We start from the raw sequence: 19,420 nt of genomic DNA on the forward strand, positions 1-19,420 counted from the left end.
TAGGCTCCATCGCATGTCGCGCCGATCCCTCCACACGCCTGCCCCCGACGCCGCCGCGCTCCGCGCCCGCCTCGACCGCGCCGCCGCCGCGGCCGCGAAGGCGGACACCGACGCCCTGCTCATCGCCCCCGGTTCCGACCTGCGGTACCTGCTCGGCCAGGCGGGCGGCTCGTTCGAGCGGCTGACGACTCTCGTGGTGCCCGCCGACGGCGTCCCGGCGCTGGTCGTGCCCAAGCTGGAAGCCCCCGGTTACGCCGACGTGCCCACCGCCGAGCTCGGCATCGAGGTGCTCACCTGGGTCGACGGCGACGACGCGTACCGGCTGGTGGCCGACCGGCTCGGCAAGCCCGGCCGGGTCGCGGTCAGCGACTTCACCCCGGCGCTGCACGTGCTCGCCCTGCGAGCGGCCCTCGGCGACGCCGAGCAGACCCTCGCCGGGCCCGTGGTGCGCGAGCTGCGGATGCGCAAGGACGCCGCCGAGATCGCCGCCCTGCGCGCCGCCGGCGCCGCCATCGACCGCGTGCACGCGCGCGTCGGCGAGTGGCTCCGCGCGGGCCGCACCGAGGCCGAGGTGGGCGGGGACATCACCGCCGCCATCGTCGAGGAGGGCCACAGCCGCGCCGACTTCGTCATCGTCGGCTCCGGCCCGAACGGCGCGAGCCCGCACCACGACGTGTCCGACCGCGTGATCCAGCGCGGCGACGTGGTGGTCGTCGACATCGGCGGCCCGCTGCCCGACGGCTACAACTCCGACAGCACCCGCACCTACTCCGTCGGCGAGCCGCGCGACGCCGACGTCGCCGAGACGTACGCGGTCTTGCAGCGCGCGCAGCAGGCCGCAGTCGACGCGGTGCGCCCCGGCGTCATCGCCGAGCGGATCGACGCCGCCGCCCGCGAGGTCATCGAGGCCGCCGGGTTCGGCGAGTTCTTCATCCACCGCACCGGCCACGGCATCGGCCTCGACGTGCACGAGGAGCCCTACATCATCGCCGGCAACCAGCTGCCGCTCGAGCCGGGCATGGCCTTCAGCGTCGAGCCCGGCATCTACCAGGCGGGCCGCTGGGGCGCCCGGATCGAGGACATCGTGGTGGTCACCGAGAGCGGCGTCGAGGCCTTCAACACCCGGCCGCACGAGCTGACCGTGCTGGACGCATGACCGTGCCCGGCCTGGAGCCGCTCGACCAGTCGATCGTGCAGGAGCTGGCGGCCGACGGGCGGCGCAGCTTCACCGACCTGGCCGAGCGCGTCGGCCTGTCGGTTTCGGCCGTGCACCAGCGCGTCCGGCGGCTCGAGCAGCGCGGGGTCATCCTCGGCTACACCGCGCGGCTCGACGGCGAGCAGATCGGCCTGCCGCTCACCGCGTTGATCTCGCTGACCCCCAACGACCCCGCCGCCCCCGACGACTACCCGCAGCGGATCCAGCACATCACCGAGATCGAGTCCTGCTACTCGGTCGCCGGGGACGAGTCCTACATCCTGCTCGTCCGGGTCGCGTCCCCGCTCGGCCTGGAGGACCTGCTGCGCCGCATCCGTGAAGCGGCGAAGGTCTCCACGCGGACCACGGTGGTGCTCTCGACGCCGTTCGAGGGCCGGTCGCCGACGCTCTGAGCAAGGAGAACCGCTCCCGACGGTGCGGTCACTGGTACGATAAAAGGTATGGCAACACGTAAGGTGACACTTTCCCTGGACAGCGGGGCGCTCGAGTTCGCCGAGCGGGCCGCGAGGGCACACGGGATCTCGGTCTCCTCCTGGCTGTCGAAAGCAGCCCGGCGTGAGGCGGTACGCACCGGTTACACCCCGCAGCATGCGCCCGCCGCGCCGGCCGCGGAGTCCGACGAGGCCGAGCGGAGCGCGGCGGAAAAGGACATGCGTGCGCAGGGGTGAAGTCTGGACGTACCACCCCCCGACCGATCCGGCCAGGACCCGCACCGTGGTCCTGCTGTCCTCGGACGGGGTGAACGAATCCGAGCGGCCCTGGCTGCTCGGCACCGAACTGCTCGACCGCGACCCCCAGGACATCCTCGGGGTCGCCGTGGACGCCCGTTATTGGGTGTCCACGCTCAATCTCACGCGCCTGTACCGCCCGTGGTTCGACGAGCGCATCGCCGAGATCGACGCCGAGGTGCAGGAGAACATCGACGTCGCCCTCCGCGCCGCGCTCGACCTCTGACCACCGCCCGCTGATCAGCGGGCGGTGACCTCCGGGACCGCGTGGAGCTTGCCGTCGGGCCCGCTCAGGCAGGCGGCGTCGCCCTCTCGCACGGCGAGGAACTCCGTCAGGCAGTCGGCGATCGCGGCGTGGCCCGCGGCGTTGGGGTGAAAGGACTCCTGCAGCGCGTGCTGAGCCCGGTCGGTCTGCCCGAGGTCGCTCAGGTGCAGCGTCAGCCGGGTGAACCACTCCTTGGCCGGGTCCGCGCCGCCGCTGCACGCCTCGTGGTTCGCGCCCGCGCGCGCCAGGTCCAGGAACCGCGCGCCGCTCTGGACGGCGGCCTGCTTGAGGCCCGCCGAAAGCGTCGTGATGCCCGTGCTCGCGATCCAGCTCAGGTCGTCGGTGCGGAACGGGCAGCCGTCGAGGCTCTGCAGGTTCGCCGGGATGCCGGGGCCGACCGGGGTGGCGTAGGACTGGAGCACCAGCTGGTAGTCCGCCGGCACGTAACCGGCCTGTGCCAGCACCTTCTTCACATCGCCGACGGCGTTGACCACCTTCGGCACCATCGCGTCCACTTTGGACTTCCAGGTCCGTTGCAGCGCCACGTTGCACGACGGCCCGCCGATGCTGAACCAGGCCTTGAAGCAGTCGGTCACCTGCGCGGAGAACTGCGGGTCGTCGTTCGCGCCCACGGCGATCACCACCGCGGCCACCCGATGGTCCTTCACGACCTTCGCCAGCTGCCCGGCCTGCGAGGGCTCGCCCCACTGCGGCTGCCCGCCGAGCGCGACCTGTCCGGACGGCGCCCCGGAGCAGGCGAAGTTCACCCGCGCCGTCACGCCGGGGATCCGCACCTTCTGCACAAACGCGTCCGCCGAGCGGTGGCACCAATCGCCGTTCCGGCCGTCGGTGTCCGGGGTGTAACTGCCCGCGCCCTCGCCGGACACCGTGCTGTCGCCCATGGCGACCACGGTCAACGGGCCCGTGCCCGGCGGCCCCGGCCGCGGCAACGGCTGCCCGGACCGGCTCGAAGCGCCGAAGAGAAGGAAGAACCCCGCCAGAACGGCCACGCAGCCGAGGACCAGCGCCCCCCACCACCACCTGAATCGTCGCATCGCCGCCCGAGTCTAGCGAGCGATCAGCGCGAAATCGTGGCCATGCCGCCAGAGCGCCGGGTGGTGCGGATCCGGCAAGCCTTGCGCTGGGCCGTAACGCCTGGTCCGTCCCTCGGCGCCGCAGCGGCGGTGAGCAGCGCTGGGTGCACGTCGGGCAGGGCAGCCGCCCGGTGGCGGTGGCTAACCGCGAGCGACCTCAGCGGTGTGCGCGGGGGTGTAGCGCTCGCCCAGCACCTGGTCGCTCAGCGGGGCCAGCGCGGCCAGTGCCTCGGCGTCCAGGGTGAGCTCCAGCGCGGCCGCGTTCTGCTCCAGCCGAGCCGGGCTGCGGGTGCCCGGAATTGCCGCCACCGCCACCCCGAGCCGCTCGGCCTGGGCGTACACCCAGGCCAGCGCCACCTGGGCCGGGGTGGCACCCAGCCGTCCGGCCACCTCGCGCACGGTCTGCGCGATCTTCTCGTTGGCCTCGCCCGCCTCGCCGGCGAAGCGGGGGTTGGTGCGCCGGAAGTCCTTCTCGCCCAACGTGGAACGGTCCAGAGCGCCGGTCAGGAACCCCCGCCCCAGCGGCGAATACGGCACCAGCCCGACCCCCAGCTCGGCCATCACCGGGGTGACCGCCTCGACGTCGCGCGTCCACAGCGAGTACTCGCTCTGCACCGCGGTGATCGGGTGCACCGCGTGCGCCCGGCGCAGCAGCCCGCCGTCGACCTCGGACAGGCCCAGATGGCGGACCTTGCCCGCCTCGACCAGCTCGGCCATCGTCCCGACGGTCTCCTCGATCTCCACGTCCTGGGGCGGGCGGTGGGCGTAGTACAGGTCGATCACCTCGACGCCCAGCCGCAGCAGCGAGGCGTCGCAGGCGCGCAGCACATAGTCCCGGGCACCGCGGATGCGGCGCGCCCGATCGCCGGCGCTGCGGTCGATGCCGAACTTGGTGGCCAGCTGCACCCGGTCGCGGCGGCCGTGGATGGCCCGGCCCACCAGCACCTCGTTGTGCCCGGTGCCGTAGGCGTCGGCGGTGTCCAGGAACGTGACGCCCAGCTCCAGCGCCCGGCCGATGGCGGCCAGGCCGCCGTCCCAGTCGGCGGCGCCGTAGCTCTCGCTCATCCCCATGCACCCCAGGCCCATCGAGCTGACGGCGAGACCGGGCGAGCCGAGCGTGGTTCGGGTGATCATGCGCGGATACTCCTCCTGCCCGGGGACCGGGCGGCACCTCGAGAGCTGACGGACGCCTCCGACGCTAGGACTTGGAGCACGCTCCAGGTCAAGCCGGCTCGCGCTCGACGCTGCCTTGGCCCATGGGGTTTCGGCTCCGATGCGGCGAGAGCCTGCTTACAGCGCGGCGCGCTTGCGTTCCAGCAACTGCCGCTCGGCCTCGTTCCCGCTGAGCTTGATCGCGTCGGCGTAGGCGGCCGAGGCCTCGCCGGTGCGGCCCAGCCGCGCGAGCAGGTCGGCGCGGACCGCGTGGAACAGGTGGTAGCCGTCCAGGCCGAGGGCGTCCACCAGGTCCAGCGCCGGGCCCGGGCCGTCGACCTCCGCGACGGCCACCGCCCGGTTGAGCGCGACCACCGGCGTCGGGCTGAAGGTGAGCAGATGGTCGTAGAGCCCGACGATCTGGGCCCAGTCGGTGTCCTCGACGGCCCGGGCGTCGCTGTGCACGGCGTTGATCGCGGCCTGCAGCTGGTACGGGCCCGGCCGGTCCCGGCGCAGGCACCGGCGCACCAGCTCCTGCCCCTCGGCGATCAGCGCGGCGTCCCAGCGCGTGCGGTCCTGGGCCGCGAGCAGCACGACGGCGTCGCCGGCACCGGTGCGCGCGGGCCGGCGGGACTCGGTCAGCAGCATCAGCGCGAGCAGGCCGAGCACCTCCGGCTCGTCCGGCATCAGGTCGGCCAGCAGCCGGCCCAGCCGGATCGCCTCGGCGGCCAGGTCCGGCCGGTCCAGCGCCGGGCCCGCGCCCGCGGTGTGGCCCTCGGTGAAAACGAGGTAGACGACGGCGAGCACGGCCGTCAGTCGGTCCGGCAGGTCGGCGTCGCGGGGCACCCGGTACGGGATGCCCGCGTCGCGGATCTTCGCCTTGGCGCGCACCAGCCGCTGCGCCATCGTCGGCTCGGGCACGAAGAACGCGCGGGCGATCTCGCCGGTGGTGAGCCCGCCCAGCAGCCGCAGGGTCAGCGCGACCCGCGCCGCCAGGCCCAGCGCGGGGTGACAGCAGGTGAAGATCAGCCGCAGCCGTTCGTCACGCACAGGTCCCTCCTCGACGGGTTCGCCGCGGGCGTGCAGCAGCGCGGCCTGGGCGTGCCGGTCGTCGCGGGAGGATTCGCGGCGAAGCCGGTCGAGCGCCCGGTTCCGCGCCGTGGTCACCAGCCAGCCCGCCGGGCTCGGCGGGAGCCCGGCGGACGGCCAGCGGTCCGCGGCCACGGTGAACGCCTCCTGCACCGCCTCCTCGGCGAGGTCGAGATCGCCGAGCACCCGGGTCAGCACGGCGACAGTGCGGCCGTACTCCGCCCGGAACACCCGCTCCAGCGTCTCGGCGTCCACAGTGGACACGTTCAGGCCTCGCCCTGGAACGGCCGGACCTCCACGGGCAGGGCGGTGATCGCGGCGATCCGGCCCGCCCAGCCGAGCGCGGCGTCGAGGTCCGGCGCCGCGACGATGGTGAACCCGCCCAGGTGCTCCTTGCCCTCGGTGAACGGGCCGTCGGTCATCAGCACGTCGCCGTCCTTCGCGCGGACGACGGTGGCCGAGCCGGGTTCGTGCAGGCCGCCGGAGAACACCCAGGCGCCGGCGGCCTTCAGCTCCGCGTTGAGCGCGTCGAGCCGCCCGGCGATCTCGGTGAGGACCTCGGCGGCGGGCACGGGGCCGTCGGGCTGGTAGACGCTCAGCAGGTACTGCTTCATCGGGAACTCCCTCTCCTCGGGTGCGGTCACTCCCTCTCGCGTTCGGGACTCGGCCGTTTCGACAGCCCTCAGCCGGAACCGGTGAGATCGGTGGCGGCGGCCAGCGCGGTCACGACGCCGGCGAGGTCGCCCAGCGCGGACGAACGGTGCCCGGGCCGCCACACCATCTCGGTGCGCGCGGAATCCCCGGCGAGCGGCACGAACACCACCCCGGTGCGGCGCAGGCTGTGGGCCGAACGCGCCAGCCGCGTGACGCCCACGCCCGCAGCCACCAGCCCGAGCAGCCCTTGCACGGTGACCGCGCGCTGCACGACCCGCGGGGTGAATCCCGCGGCGGCGAAGTCGGCGTCGTACTTGCGGTGCCACGGTTCCCAGCTCGCGCGCGGGGTGAGCACCCACGGCTCGCCGGCGAGGTCGGACAGCGTCAGGCCGGCCCGGTCCGCGAGCGGGTGCCCGTCCGGCAGCACCGCGCAGACCTGCTCGGTGATCAGCGTCCGGCCGGCCAGGTCGTCGACCAGTGGCGGACGGGTGAAGGCGGCGTCGAAACGGCCGGCGCGCACGCCGTCGACCAGTTCGGCGATCGACACTTCCGCCGTGCTGAGCGTGAGGCCGGGGAGCTGGTCGCGCGCCGCCCGGACCACCGGTGGCAGCAGGTAGTTCGCCGTGGAGGCCAGGAACGCCAGCCGCAGGGTGCCGATCTCGCCTCGCACGGCGCGCGCGAGCGTCGCGACCGCCTCCTCGGCGCGGTCCAGCACGGCGCGGGCCTCGGGCAGGAACACCTCGCCGGCGGCGGTGAGCCGCGCGCCCCGGCCGTCGCGGTCGAACAGCTTCGTGCCGAGAATCCGTTCCAGGACGGTGATCTGCTGCGAAAGCGACTGCTGCGCGACGTGCAGGCCGGCCGCGGCGCGCGTGAAGCTCGTTTCGTCAGCGGCAGCGACGAAGTACCGCAACTGCCGAAGCTCCGGGGTCACAGGCTCCGACTGTAGCCCCGCCAGGAAACCGGTGCTGGCACCGGTGCCCGGGCGTCGCCAAGATCGGGAACCAGGACCACATCAGGAGGGAAAACCGATGACGAACACCGACGGCCGCGTCTGGCTGATCACCGGCTGCTCGACCGGCTTCGGCCGCGAGCTGGCACTGGCCGCAGTGGCGGCGGGGGACCGGGTGCTCGCGACCGCGCGCCGCCCGGAGACGCTGGACGAGCTGGTCGAGCAGGGTGCCGGACGGTTGCGCGCGGCGGCGCTGGACGTCACCGACTCCGCGCAGGTGCGAGCGGCGGTGAAGACCGCGCTGGCCGAGTTCGGCCGGATCGACGTGGTGGTGAACAACGCCGGCCACGGCTCGGTCGGCGCCGTCGAGGAGCTGGCCGTCACCGACCTGCGGGCGCTGATGGACGTCATGTTCTTCGGCGCCGTCGAGGTCACCAAGGCGGTGCTGCCCCACCTGCGCGAGCAGGGGAGCGGCGTGGTCGTGCAGATGAGTTCCATGGGCGGGCAGACCGCGCCACCGGGCTTCGGCGCCTACTGCGCCGCGAAGTTCGCGCTGGAGGGCATTTCGGAGTCGCTGGCCGCGGAGGTCGCGCCGTTCGGGGTGCGGGTGCTGATCGTCGAGCCGGGTGCCTTCCGCACGTCCTTCGGCGGCGGCGCGATGCACCGCTCGCGTGAGCTCGACGCGTACGCCGCTTCGACCGGCGACACCCGCGCAGCCGTCAACAGCATGGACGGGGCCCAGTCCGGCGACCCGGCCAAGGCGGCCGCGGCGATCGTCCGCGCGGTCGGCGACCCGGACGCGCCGCTGCGGCTCGCCCTCGGCGCCGACGCGGTCGAGGCGATCCGGGCCCACCACGAGTCCGTGGCCACCGACCTGGCCGCGTGGGAGGACGTCAGCCGGGCGACCGCGTTCTCCTGACCCGGCCAGCGGAACGCGTCAGCCCGCGTCCTGCCACGGGCCGACGCTGCGCAGCAGCACCCGCACCTGACCGGGATCGGTGATCTCGGCCTCGACGCCGTTCGGCAGGGCGATGATGAGGTGCGTGTCCCGCGCGACGCAGGCCGCGGCCGTCTCGGCCAGCACCGCGGAACCACCGGCGTCCAGCGCCGTCGTCCGCGTCAGGTCGACCACCACGCGGCGGGCCTCCTGCTCGAATGCTTCTTCGATGAGACGGTGGTAGGCCGGGGCGGCGGCACCGTCGAGCACCCCGTCCACGGTCAGTAGGACTTCTCCGTCAAGAAAGACGCTCAGCAGGCTCATCCTGGCCTCCAACCGCGGCTTCACCGGGAAAGTCCAGCGTACGACAGGTATCCGGCCCGCTGCGCGCTCAGCGGGGACTGGAATAGTCACGCTTCGGCAACCGGAGATCACGCACCGCGTTCACGCCGGCGCGCCCGTTCCCGCCGGGCCGCCCGCTCAAACCCGCCACCGCGGGCCGTGCCCGCGCGTACCGGGAGGTCTTCCTGGCCGGGCACTGTTCTTTGACCCGTGCGCGAGCGGTCACCGACAGTGGATCGGAATCGATTCCGATCCACTCCGATCTCAACGACGAGAAGGCGGACTCATGCATCGACGCAGCTCGGCGCGCCGGACCACCAAGCGCCTCTCCATCCTCCTGACCACACTGGCCTTCCCGCTGGCCACGGCGATGGCGGGCGCTCCGGCCCAGGCGGCCGAAACCTGGACGACCGTCTTCCAGGACAACTTCGACGGGGCGGCCGGTACCGGGCTGAACACCCAGGACTGGCTCTACGACAAGGGGACCGGCTACCCCGGCGGCGCCGCGAACTGGGGCACCGGCGAGATCGAGACGTCCACCGACTCCATCGGCAACGTCTACCACGACGGCAGCGGCCACCTGGTCATCAAGCCCCTGCGCGACGGCGGCGGCAACTGGACCTCGGGCCGGATCGAGACCCAGCGCACCGACTTCGGCGCGCCCGCCGGCGGCCAGATGGAGATGAGCGCGACCCTGCAGCAGCCCAACCCGGCGAGCGGCCTCGGCTACTGGCCCGCGTTCTGGGCGATGGGCGCCGACGCGCGCCCGGTCGGCGCCACGAACTGGCCCAGCATCGGCGAGATCGACATCATGGAGGACGTCAACGCGCTCAGCAAGCACTCCACCACGTTCCACTGTGGACAGTGGGCGGGCGAGTGCCACGACCCGGACGGCATCACCAGCGACCTGCAGGACTGCGCGGGCTGCCAGACCGGCTACCACACCTACTCGGTGGTCGTCGACCGCCGCGACGCCGCCGCGGAGGAGCTGCGCTTTTCCCTCGACGGCGTGCAGACCTACTCGGTCAAGCAGAACCAGGTCTCCGACGCCACCTGGAAGGCCGCGGTCGACCACGGCTTCTTCGCCATCTTCGACGTCGCGATCGGCGGCTCGTACCCGAACAAGGTCTGCGGCTGCACCTCGCCCTCGGCCGACATCACCCCGGGCGCGGGCATGAGCATCGACTCGTTCACCGTCAAGACCAGCACCAGCTGAGGGCCGGACAGCGAGATGGCCTCCTTGCCGGGTCGGGGGACCGGCAAGGAGGCCATCTGCTTTCTACCCCATCTCGGGGGCTAGGGGTAGCTCACCACGTCGACCGGGACGGTCCCCGATGGGGTGGTTCCGCCTGCGTCGTTGATCACATGGGTGATCGTGCCCCGGTAGTTGAGGGACACCGTGAGCAGGCTGTGGAACCGCACGCCTGCGTTGTTCGGCACTTCGAACGCGTGGTAGCTGGAGACCGCGGGGTTGGTGTCGAAGAAGCAGTAACTGCCCAAACCCCAGGCCTCGTGCGAGGTCACGTTCGCACCCACCTTGTACGCGGCGTACCCGGCGACGCCCGATGGCGCGTTCCAGGACGCCTGGTCCGGCACGTCGTAGGGCATCTCGTTCTGGAAGAAGATGGTCTTGCCGCCCTGGCCGTTCCAGATCACCTGGTATTTCTGGTAATGCTCGACGAACAGGCCGGTGGCCAGCACGTTGTTGCCGTTGACGAGCACGCCGGTGTCGGCGGTGTTGGTGGTCCAGCCGACGGTGCCGGCATTGCCGTGGTCGGCCCGCCAGGCCCAGGTGTGGTCGATGATCGTGTTGTTGCTGTTGACGACCAGGCTGTTCGTGGCCTTGCCGGCGATCTGGCCGCCGATGCGGAAGAACACGTCCTGCAGGGTGGTCGGGTTGCCCGCGTGGTCGGCGGTGGACCCGGACGCGCCGACGGTCAGCAGGGCCGGCGAGTTCGTGGTGCCGGCGTCGAACAGCAGGCCCTTGACCCGGACGCCGTCCACGTCCGCGACCTGCATGGCGGTGACGCCGTTGTCCGGCACCAGCGTCGGGTAGCCGACGCCGAGCACCACGGTGTTCGCCCGGCTGACGTTGAGCGTCTGGTTCAGGTGGTAGATGCCCGGGGTGAAGAACAGGTTGCAGCCCGAAGAAAGCGCGCTGTTGATGGTCGCGGCCGTGTCGCCCGCCTTGACCACGTAGAACTGGCTCATCGGCAGCGACGAGCCCGGGGTGCTGCCGCCGGCCCAGCTCGGCCCGGACGCGTTCGTGCGCAGGGAAGGAAGGAAAACGCGGTAGTTGCCGTCGCCGTCGACGTAGAGGTACGGCACGTCGCGCGAGACCGGGGTGGTCGCGAGCGTCGTCTCCGGCGGGTTGGGGAAGGTGTTCGCCGGGGCGCCCGTGGTGCCGGAGAAGACCATGTTCCAGACACCGCCGGCCCAGCTGCCCAGCGACGAGTCACGGGTGTACCACTGCTGCTGCGAAATGGACGCGGTTTGCCCGGAGACGCGGGTGTCGGCGATGTAGCCGCCGCTGGCGTAGCCGTAGCTCGCCGGGTACAGCTGGAGCCCGCCGCGCACGTCCATCCGGCGGAACGGCGCGGCCTGCGCCACTGCCCACCGGTCGTTGCCGCTGGACGGCGTGACCGCCATGTTCTCCGCGGAGCGCCAGAAGTTCTGCAGCGCGACACCCTGGTCGGAGGCGTTGAACGCGTCCACCGTGAGGTCGCCGTTGATCTGCACGTCGTCCGGGTTCTGCCCGAGGCCGGCGACCGAGGTGTAGAAGCCGACGTTGTCGTGCACGTTGTAGGTGCCCGGCTTGAACAGGTGCGCCACCCGCCGGTCGGCGAACTGCGCGGTGAGAGTGTCCTTCTGGGCGTTGAAGTCGGTGTCGAGCTGCGACTGGATGGCCGCGGCGGACATGCCGGGGTCGAAGATCCGCACGTTCGGCCCGAAGTCGGGCACGTTCGGCTGCGTGGTGCAGCCCGCCTGCGCGCCGATCGTGTAGGTCGCGCTGGCGACGGGGGAGTTCGCCGAGCCGGACTTGAGCGCGATCGCCGAGACCGTGCGCGAGGTCGGCACGCGGATCGGCGCACTGTACAAAGTGGACGATGCCGTGGGGGTCGAGCCGTCGGTGGTGTACCGGATGCTCGCGCCGGACGTCGCCGACGTGAGGGTCACCGTCTGGGCGCTGGGGTAGCTGCCGCCCGCGGGGCTGAAGGCGGGTGCGGCGACTGTCCCGGTCGCGCCGCCCTGGGTGTAGCTGAAGTGCGGGGTGTCGTACTGCGGCCCGCCTTTTTCGTAGGTGAACCAGTAGTCGAGCACGGTGCCGGTGCTCAGGCCGCCGACGGTGTAGGTCCAGGTGCCGGAGTTGTCGGCCATCCGGACGTTCTGCTGACCGATCCCGGGGACGCCGGTGTAGTGCACGTCGACGTAGAGCGACGCGGTGGCCGGGGTGAAGGCGATCTGCGCCTGGGTGCTGCTGAGCTGGGTCGCGCTCTGGGTGTAGTCGGCCGCCGCCGAGGCGACGGGGGCGACGAGTCCCGCGCCGGCCAGCAGGCCCGCCGCGGCGAGCGCGATCGCGGCGAGGGGACCCCGCCGTCTTCGGGATGCCTGAGGTCTTCGGGACAACACCAAGGTCCGGTTCACGCCGTGACACCTCCGCCGTTGGGAATGCCGTGGGGAATGCGCTGACGAGCTTTTTGTTGCGAGTCACAACAAAGTAGCTCCCGGCCTGCGGGACTATCGTCACGAGTGGGTAACATTTGTCTGGACCAATGATCAAAAAAGTCACGGTCTGCGAATTACATCCTTCGGATGGGTGATTCACGACCGGGTGACGTGCGACCATCTTCTGTCTCACCGTGTTCGCGTTCTCCGAGGAGGCAGGATGTCACCCTCTCGCGGCAAAACCCTGGTCCGTGCGCTCGCGGCGGCCGTGCTGGCCGCGGCCGCCGTCGTCCCGCTTTCCCTGGTCACCGCGACGAGCGCCGAGGCGACGCCGCTCCTGCGCGGCGGCCTGGTGAACTTCGCCTGCTCGGCTTCGGGCCAGCTGCACTGCCTCGGCAAGGCGGTGAAGTCGCCGAAAGGCTCCGGCCCGCTGCTCACCTCGACCCCCGTCGGCTACGGGCCGGCCGAGATCCAGGCCGCGTACAACCTCGGCGGGCTGCACGCGGACGGCCGCACCGTCGCGATCGTCGACGCGATGGACGCGCCGACCGCCGAGGCCGACCTCGCGCAGTTCCGCTCCGCGCGCGGGCTTTCGCCGTGCACCACGGCGAACGGCTGCTTCAAGAAGGTGAACCAGAACGGCGCGGCGAGCCCGCTGCCCGCCGGCGACTACGGCTGGGCCGAGGAGATCAGCCTCGACCTCGACGCCGTGTCGTCGGCCTGCCCGGACTGCCACATCCTCCTGGTCGAGGCGAGCTCCGCGGACACGGACCCGCTGATGACGGCCGTCGACACCGCCGCGGCGACCCCCGGCGTCGTGGCCATCTCCAACAGCTACGGCGGCACCGAGGACCCGACCATCACCGCCGCCGACGCCCACCTGAACCACCCGGGCATCGCCGTCACCGCGTCTTCGGGCGACTCCGGCTACGGCGTCAGCTGGCCCGCGTCCTCGCCGTACGTCACCGCTGTCGGCGGCACGACGCTGAGCAAGGCGGCGGGCACCACCCGCGGCTGGTCGGAGACGGCATGGTCGGGCAGCGGCAGTGGCTGCTCCACGATCGAGACGAAACCCACCTGGCAGCACGACGCCGGCTGCGCGAAGCGGACTGTCGCGGACGTCGCCGCGGTGGCCGACCCGAACACCGGGCTGGGCGTCTACGACACGTACAACAGTTGCGGCAGCTCGGCTTTCTGCGACCTGCTGCTCTCGCTCGGGCTCGCCCAGGGCGCCGACGGCTGGGTGCAGGTCGGCGGCACCAGCCTGTCCTCGCCGGTGATCGCGAGCGTGTACGCACTGGCCGGGAACTCCGTCACCGCGGGATCTTCGCCGTACGCGCACCCCGATGGCCTGTACGACGTCACGTCCGGCAACAACGGCAGCTGCAGCGGCTCGTACCTGTGCACCGCGGGGCCCGGCTACGACGGTCCGACCGGCCTCGGCAGTCCCCACGGCACGGCGGCCTTCTGAGTCGCCACTCGAGTTCCCCGTTGCCTCCGCCTGGGGCACGGCCGACGAGCTGGTCCTCATCGACCAGCTCACGCCTGGGACCCGGATGACGAGGACGTGACGATGCGCCCTCGTACGCCCCGGGTCAGCGGCCCAGCAACGGCGGCAGCACCAGCTCGGCGAAGTCCTGCACATCCCGCCGCTGGTCGTTTGAGCGGGCGACGCTGTAGAAGATCCGCACCGACTGGTTCGAGTCGTCGCGGAGCTTGACCTCGACGCCGCCGTCGCCGTCGAACCGGGCGGGGCGGCCGGCGACGGTGTCCGGCCAGCTCTCCTCCTGCTCCCGGAACGTGGGCGGGACGTACGAGGCGGTCGCGAAGGCGGCTTGAGTGCGGACGGTGTCGCAGGCGCCGTTCGCCTTGGGCTTCGTTTCGGCGATCGGCACGCTGAGCGCCTTGGCGAGCTGGGTGCACAGCTGCCAGGCGGCCATCGGGTAGGCGCTGTCGGCGATGCCGAACCCGGGCACGCCGCCGACCTCACGCGGGGGCAGCTCGCCGGCGGCCGCGGTGATCGGGGGGAGCGGCAGGCCGGGCGCGGTCACCGCCGGCACCACGGCGTCCCCGACGGCCTGGACCATGGCGACCAGGTCGCGGCCGGAATCGGCGCGGAAGTCCTCGGTCAGGTCGAAGTCCAGCATCGGGTACACCATCCCCGGGACCGCGCTGGTACGGGCGACCGTGACGAACAGCGTCGCGATGGTCTGGCCCTCGTCGGCGGCCAGAATGGCGTCGTGCCCGCCGACCCGCACCGGCTTGGTGGCGCCGGTGGTGAAGGGCTTGGCATCGACGGGGTGCACGTCGAGGCTGAGGGTTGCGGTGACGACGTGGCAGTAGCCGAACACGTCGACCTCCAGCGCGATCGGGCCGCCGAGCAGCTTCGACCAGGTCTGCTCCGGGATCGCGGTGCAGAGCGCGTCGGCCGCCGTCCGGGCCGGCAGCGCCGCCACCATCTCGCCGGTCGGCAGCGGCACCGTCCGCACGGCCGACCCGCCCGCCGACGGCCAGGGCGAGGGCAGGCTCGTCGGTGCCTGCGGGCCGAACACCTTGTCCCACACCAGGATCAGGCCGTATCCGACCAGCGCCCAGAACGCCATCACGGCGACGATGAGCAGGGAAACGGTGCGGTACGGGTGCCTTCCGAAGTTCACCGCGGAGACTTTAGCGGCCGATCACGACAATCTGTTCGAGGCGGTGATCCCGGGTTGTTTCGGCCGGTCGGGAACCGGGTGGCGCCATTCGTAGTCGGCCAGCGGGAAGTGGCGGGCCCGCCACCACACCTTCGCGCTGGATTGGGGCCGGACGATCGACGGCTCGCCGTGCCGATCGAGGTAGTAGGTGTTCGAATCCGCGCAAGAAGCACTGGTGAACAACGATTTCCGGTGCCCCCGTCGCATCGCCCGGTAGAAGCGGTCGTGCGCGGGCCGGCGGATGCCCACGTACGTCGCGCCCTGCGCGCGGGCGTGGGTGATGCAGCGCAGCGCGTGCGCGGTCTGGTTCTCGGCCATCACCAGCCACGACCAGCTGGTCGCGAAATGCGGGCCGGGAATGAGGAACAGGTTCGGGAAACCGGGCACGGTGATGCCCTCGTACGCCTGGAAACGGTTCTCCGCCCACCAGTCGCGCAGGTCGACCCCGTCTTCCCCGCGCACCGCGTAACCCGGCACGCTGTCGTATTCGAAGAATTTGAACCCGGTGGCCAGTACGAGAGTGTCGATCTCGCGGACCGTGCCGTCCGCGGTTTCGATGGCGTGCGGGTGGACGCGCTTGATGCGGTCGGTCACCAGCTCGACGTTGCGTTTCTCGAACGCGCTCCAGTAATGGTTGGACAGCGCCGGTCGTTTGCAGCCGAAATCGTAGCCGGGCTTCAGCCGTTCCCGGAGGCCCGGATCGGAAACCTGCTGCCGCAGGTGCCGCAAGGACAGCTTCTCGATGCGTTTGGTCAGGAACGGCAGCCGGGTGTAGTTCGTGACGCCGAGCCACATCGCCAGCTCGATGCCGGTGCTGACCAGACCGCGGCTCGCCCACCGCGCCGGGGCGAACCGGTCGAGGACCTTCCGCGCACGCGGGGACAGCTTCACGTCGGGCCGGGGCATCACCCAGATCGGCGTGCGCTGGTAGACGTCGAGCCGTTCGACCTCGCGCGCCAGCTCCGGCACCAGCTGCACCGAGGACGCCCCGGTGCCGATCACCGCCACCCGCTCGCCTTCGGGTGCGTAGTCCTGATCCCAGTGCAGCGTGTGGACGGTCCGGCCGGCGAACTCGCCTACGCCCTCGATGTCCGGGGTGCTGGCCTTGCCGAACACCCCGTGGGCGGAGACCAGGAACCGGGCGGTGAATTCGTCGCCGGCCGCCGTCCGCACCAGCCAGCAGTGCCGTCGCGCGTCGAACTCGGCGGAGACCACGTCCTGGCCGAGCCGGACGTGCGGGCGCAGGCCGTGCTCGGCGACCAGGCTGTCGGCGTACTCCTTCACTTCGGCGCCCTTGGCGAACACCCGCCGCCAGTTCCCGTTCTGCGCGAAGGAGAACTGATAGGTCACCGACGGGATGTCCACTGCCACGCCGGGATAGCGGTTGTCGCGCCAGGTGCCGCCGATGTCGTCGGCGCGCTCCAGGATCACGAAGTCGCGCAGGCCCGCCTTGCGGAGCCGGATGGCCATGCAGATCCCGGCGAACCCGGCGCCGATGACGATGACCTCGTGCTGAGGTGCTTCGGGCATAGCGCGGTACTCCCTCGTCAGCGTCCGGCGATGGTCAGGCGAGCAGGCCGGAATCGCGCCACAGCTTCTTGCTCGGGCCCCCGATGAGGTCGGCTTCCGCCAGGAAGCGCACCAGCCGGGAGGCGCCCGACGCCAGCGTTTCGCGGCGCTGGGGGTTCGCCCAGGCCAGCTCCGCGGCCCGCTTCGGGTCGGGCAGCCCGGCGCGGGCGTACTGCTTGGGCCGCGCCAGGATCCGGGCCAGCATGAGCGCGCCGACCGCCACCACGTCGCGGGTGAACTCCCGGACGGGCCAAGGGGAATGCTCCAGCAGGCGCATCAGGTCCTCGCGGGCGTAGCGCACGTGCCGGGCTTCCTCGGTGACGTGGATCCGCATCACCGCGCGGACCAGCGGCTGCACGGTTTCGTCCTTCAGGTGCTCGCGCTGCAGGGCGTCGAACACCTCCTCGCCGATCAGCGTCGCCACCCACATCGACGGGCCACGCAGGATCAGCGGCAGGGCCTGGGCGGTGAGCTGCAACGGCCTCGGGTTGCGGTACGGCCGGCCGCCGACCTTCTCGATCAGCATCGAGAACATGGTGGAGTGACGGCATTCGTCGGCGATCTCGGTCAGGGCGTACCGCACGTGGGCGGTGGTGGGATCGGTGTTGTACGACATCCGCAGCAGCATCTGCATGAGGATGATCTCGAACCAGATCCCGACGCTGACGGAGTTGATCAGCTCCTGGCGTGACAGCTCCACCCGCTGCTCGTGGCTCATCCGGTCCCACAGCGGTGTGCCGTACAGCGACACGGTGCGCTCCGGGATGAAGAAGCTGCCGTCGACCAGCGGGGCGTTCCAGTCGATGTCCACGTGCGGGTCGTAAGACAGGTTCGCGCTGGCCTTGAGGAGCCTGTTCGCGGTGGTCTCCCGATCGGTTCGCACCATCTCCGCCGCCTCCCGTCGCTGCTTCCGTACAGGAGAACGCATGTAACAATGTTAGTCAAGCTGTAAAGGCGTTAGGCTTTTCGCATGACGGTGGACGGGACGGGCGAGGACCTGCTGCGCCGCGCGCGGGCCAGCGAGCTGCCGGACGAGGGGTCCGAGCGCATCCTCGGCGCTGCGCTGGAGCAGGCGGAGGACTTCGGCCTGCGGCGGTTCACCATCGACGACGTCGCCCGCCGGGTCGGACTGTCCCGGGTGACGATCTACCGGTACTTCCCCAAGAAGGACCAGCTGCTCAACGCGCTGCTGATGCACGAGCTGCGCCGGTTCCTGACCAAGGTCGACGAGGTCGTCGCGAAGCATCCGCGCCCCGAGGACAAACTCGTCGAGGGGCTGCTGTTCTGCCTCGGGTTCCTGCGCGGGCACCGGCTGCTGAACCGGCTGCTGCGCACGGAGCCGGAGCTGATCCTGCCGCACCTGACCACCCAGGCGGGCGGGGTCGTGGCCGCGGCCCGGGCCTGGATCGCCGGCCTCATCCGGGCCGAGATCGCCGCGGACCACCTCGACCTGCCCGACCGCGACGTCGACAGCGCGGCCGAACTCCTCGTCCGCGTCGTGCTGTCGCTCGTGCTCACGCCCGAGACCGTGCTGCCGCTCGATTCCCCCGCCGAACGGCGGCGCCTGGCGGAGCTGTACCTGACGCCGATCGTGCGGGCCCTGCGCCCCCATCGGGACCACGCCGGCAGCTGAGGTCTGCCCGGAAGTCCATTCCCCTGTGGACGCTCGGAGTAGTCACAGCGACAGGTTTCAGACAAAACGCGGGCCAGGGCTGGACCGGTTCCGATCGGCTTCCCACACTCGGCGGGCAGTGGGTTTCTTTCCCCCGACCTTGGAGGAGTTCCGATGCGTCGAAGAATCACCCTAGCGCTGGCCGGTGCGGCCGTGCTCACGGCGAGCCTCGCCTCGGTGGTGGCACCCGCCGCCACCGCGCAGGCGTCCCCCGAACTGCTCGCCGCCATGCAGCGCGACCTCGGCCTGACCGCCGGCCAGGCGCAGGCCCGGCTCGGGCAGGAGCTGGCGGCGTCGAAGCTGATGCCGGCCGCGCAGCAGGCGGCCGGCGCGGCCTACGGCGGCGCCTGGTTCGACCCGGCCCTGGGCAAGCTGGTCGTCGGCGTGACGGACCCGGCCGCGGCCGACGCCGTTCACCGCGCGGGCGCCGAAACCGCCCCGGCCCGAATCAGCGCGGCGGCGCTGGACAAGGCCAAGGCGGCCATCGACGCCTCGACGAAGACGAAGCCCGCCCCGGCCCAGGTCAGCGGCTGGAGCACGGACCAGCGCACCGGCAGCGTGGTCGTCAGCCTCCAGCCGGGCGCGCACGGCGCGGACGTCGACGCCTTCCTCGCCCGCGCCCGCGCGGCCGGGCCAGTGACCGTCGCGACGGAGCCCCGGCCGCAGACGTTCTCGGCCGGCACCGTCGGTGGCGATCCCTACTACATCAACGGGAACACGCGCTGCTCGATCGGATTCTCGGTGAACGGCGGGTTCGTCAGCGCCGGGCACTGCGGCGGCGCGGGCAGCTCGGTGGTCGGCTGGGACGGCTCGGCGATGGGCACCTTCGGCGGCTCCTCGTTCCCCGGCAACGACTACTCGATCATCAACATCGGCAACGGCTGGTGGACCGCCCCGGTCGTGCTCGGCTGGGGGACGGTCAGCGACGTGATCGTCCGCGGCTCCTCGGTCGCGCCGGCCGGGTCGTCGATCTGCCGATCCGGCTCGACCTCGCACTGGCACTGCGGCACCGTGCTGACGCTGAACGACACGGTCAACTACTCGCAGGGCGCGGTCTACCAGGTCACCCGCACCAGCGTGTGCGCCGAGCCCGGCGACTCCGGCGGCTCGTTCATCACCGGTGACCAGGCCCAGGGCGTCACCTCGGGCGGCTACGGCGACTGCACCGCCGGCGGCAACACCTGGTTCCAGCCGGTGAACGAGATCCTGCAGACCTACGGGCGGTCCCTCGTCACGGGCTGACCCGGGCGACGGTGCCGGGCACCGTCTCGTGTCCACAGTGGAATCCCAGGCCGGCCCTGCGCCATTCGGCGCAGGGCCGGCCTGTCAAGCGGCGGATGCGGTGGTTTCCGCTGGCCACATCCGGACAGCTTTGGCCCCGTTCGTTGTTT

General features: G+C 71.6%; 19 protein-coding genes. 9 read left to right on the forward strand and 10 right to left on the reverse strand.

The annotated features are described in order from the left end of the window. Nucleotides 1–13: 13 nt before the first annotated feature. The 4 genes from BMY97_RS05710 to BMY97_RS05725 are packed head-to-tail and all read left to right on the forward strand — an operon-like array spanning nt 14 to nt 2,170. On the forward strand, nt 14–1,156 hold the full coding sequence (locus BMY97_RS05710; RefSeq protein WP_091613536.1) for a M24 family metallopeptidase: 1,143 nt from the start codon (nt 14–16) through the stop codon (nt 1,154–1,156). Continuing rightward, the gene (locus tag BMY97_RS05715) at nt 1,153–1,608 is read left to right on the forward strand and encodes an Lrp/AsnC family transcriptional regulator (RefSeq protein ID WP_091613539.1); all 456 of its coding nucleotides are present in this window, start codon (nt 1,153–1,155) and stop codon (nt 1,606–1,608) included. The genes BMY97_RS05710 and BMY97_RS05715 overlap by 4 nt, the downstream gene beginning before the upstream one ends. A gap of 48 nt (nt 1,609–1,656) precedes the next feature. Then, the gene (locus BMY97_RS05720; RefSeq protein ID WP_091613542.1) at nt 1,657–1,884 is read left to right on the forward strand and encodes a hypothetical protein; all 228 of its coding nucleotides are present in this window, start codon (nt 1,657–1,659) and stop codon (nt 1,882–1,884) included. Beyond that, a complete protein-coding gene (locus tag BMY97_RS05725; RefSeq protein WP_091613545.1) occupies nt 1,871–2,170 on the forward strand; it encodes a hypothetical protein in 300 nt (99 codons plus the stop codon). Before BMY97_RS05720 ends, BMY97_RS05725 begins: the two co-directional genes overlap by 14 nt. A gap of 14 nt (nt 2,171–2,184) precedes the next feature. Here BMY97_RS05725 and BMY97_RS05730 read toward each other — a convergent pair whose 3' ends face one another. The 5 genes from BMY97_RS05730 to BMY97_RS05750 all read right to left on the reverse strand — a co-directional run bounded on the left by BMY97_RS05730 (nt 2,185) and on the right by BMY97_RS05750 (nt 7,129). Beyond that, nucleotides 2,185–3,264: a GDSL-type esterase/lipase family protein gene (locus BMY97_RS05730; RefSeq protein WP_091613548.1), complete on the reverse strand. Its 1,080-nt coding sequence runs from the start codon at nt 3,262–3,264 to the stop codon at nt 2,185–2,187. Nucleotides 3,265–3,444: 180 nt separating this feature from the next. Beyond that, entirely contained in the window at nt 3,445–4,437 is a 993-nt protein-coding gene (locus BMY97_RS05735) for an aldo/keto reductase (protein WP_091613552.1), read from the reverse strand. Between the two features lie 156 nt (nt 4,438–4,593). Then, the gene (locus BMY97_RS05740; protein WP_091613555.1) at nt 4,594–5,808 is read right to left on the reverse strand and encodes an RNA polymerase sigma factor; all 1,215 of its coding nucleotides are present in this window, start codon (nt 5,806–5,808) and stop codon (nt 4,594–4,596) included. A 2-nt stretch (nt 5,809–5,810) separates the two neighbouring features. Continuing rightward, on the reverse strand, nt 5,811–6,158 hold the full coding sequence (locus BMY97_RS05745; RefSeq protein WP_091613558.1) for a YciI family protein: 348 nt from the start codon (nt 6,156–6,158) through the stop codon (nt 5,811–5,813). Between the two features lie 68 nt (nt 6,159–6,226). Further along, entirely contained in the window at nt 6,227–7,129 is a 903-nt protein-coding gene (locus tag BMY97_RS05750; RefSeq protein ID WP_091613561.1) for a LysR substrate-binding domain-containing protein, read from the reverse strand. 97 nt (nt 7,130–7,226) lie between these two features. Between BMY97_RS05750 and BMY97_RS05755 the strand changes: the two genes are divergently transcribed. Then, nucleotides 7,227–8,066: an oxidoreductase gene (locus BMY97_RS05755; protein ID WP_091613564.1), complete on the forward strand. Its 840-nt coding sequence runs from the start codon at nt 7,227–7,229 to the stop codon at nt 8,064–8,066. Nucleotides 8,067–8,084: 18 nt separating this feature from the next. On the opposite strand, the gene BMY97_RS05760 is transcribed toward BMY97_RS05755, so the two are convergent. Further along, nucleotides 8,085–8,408, reverse strand: coding sequence for an STAS domain-containing protein (locus BMY97_RS05760; RefSeq protein WP_143086127.1), 324 nt, complete (start codon nt 8,406–8,408; stop codon nt 8,085–8,087). Nucleotides 8,409–8,712: 304 nt separating this feature from the next. Here BMY97_RS05760 and BMY97_RS05765 point away from each other — a divergent pair, with 304 nt between their 5' ends. Further along, nucleotides 8,713–9,642, forward strand: coding sequence for a glycoside hydrolase family 16 protein (locus tag BMY97_RS05765; protein WP_218156701.1), 930 nt, complete (start codon nt 8,713–8,715; stop codon nt 9,640–9,642). 80 nt (nt 9,643–9,722) lie between these two features. Here BMY97_RS05765 and BMY97_RS05770 read toward each other — a convergent pair whose 3' ends face one another. After that, nucleotides 9,723–12,071 carry a chitobiase/beta-hexosaminidase C-terminal domain-containing protein gene (locus BMY97_RS05770; RefSeq protein ID WP_245787171.1) on the reverse strand — a complete coding sequence of 783 codons (2,349 nt, stop codon included), beginning with the start codon at nt 12,069–12,071 and terminating at the stop codon, nt 9,723–9,725. 241 nt (nt 12,072–12,312) lie between these two features. Here BMY97_RS05770 and BMY97_RS05775 point away from each other — a divergent pair, with 241 nt between their 5' ends. Beyond that, the gene (locus BMY97_RS05775; protein ID WP_091613570.1) at nt 12,313–13,563 is read left to right on the forward strand and encodes a S53 family peptidase; all 1,251 of its coding nucleotides are present in this window, start codon (nt 12,313–12,315) and stop codon (nt 13,561–13,563) included. A 124-nt stretch (nt 13,564–13,687) separates the two neighbouring features. Here BMY97_RS05775 and BMY97_RS05780 read toward each other — a convergent pair whose 3' ends face one another. The 3 genes from BMY97_RS05780 to BMY97_RS05790 are packed head-to-tail and all read right to left on the reverse strand — an operon-like array spanning nt 13,688 to nt 17,285. Then, nucleotides 13,688–14,749 (reverse strand): hypothetical protein, encoded by a 1,062-nt coding sequence (locus BMY97_RS05780; RefSeq protein ID WP_091613573.1) that lies wholly within the window; start codon nt 14,747–14,749, stop codon nt 13,688–13,690. Between the two features lie 21 nt (nt 14,750–14,770). After that, nucleotides 14,771–16,318, reverse strand: coding sequence for a flavin-containing monooxygenase (locus BMY97_RS05785; RefSeq protein WP_091613576.1), 1,548 nt, complete (start codon nt 16,316–16,318; stop codon nt 14,771–14,773). Between the two features lie 34 nt (nt 16,319–16,352). Then, nucleotides 16,353–17,285 carry an AurF N-oxygenase family protein gene (locus tag BMY97_RS05790; RefSeq protein ID WP_245787172.1) on the reverse strand — a complete coding sequence of 311 codons (933 nt, stop codon included), beginning with the start codon at nt 17,283–17,285 and terminating at the stop codon, nt 16,353–16,355. Nucleotides 17,286–17,327: 42 nt separating this feature from the next. Between BMY97_RS05790 and BMY97_RS05795 the strand changes: the two genes are divergently transcribed. Together BMY97_RS05795 and BMY97_RS05800 are read left to right on the forward strand one after the other, a co-directional pair. Continuing rightward, entirely contained in the window at nt 17,328–17,990 is a 663-nt protein-coding gene (locus tag BMY97_RS05795) for a TetR/AcrR family transcriptional regulator (protein ID WP_091613582.1), read from the forward strand. A gap of 153 nt (nt 17,991–18,143) precedes the next feature. Continuing rightward, complete coding sequence (locus tag BMY97_RS05800; RefSeq protein ID WP_091613585.1) at nt 18,144–19,271, forward strand: S1 family peptidase; 1,128 nt, start codon at nt 18,144–18,146, stop codon at nt 19,269–19,271. Nucleotides 19,272–19,420 lie beyond the last annotated feature (149 nt).

The sequence above is a fragment of the Amycolatopsis saalfeldensis genome (assembly GCF_900110575.1).
Classification (GTDB): Bacteria; Actinomycetota; Actinomycetes; order Mycobacteriales; family Pseudonocardiaceae; genus Amycolatopsis; species Amycolatopsis saalfeldensis.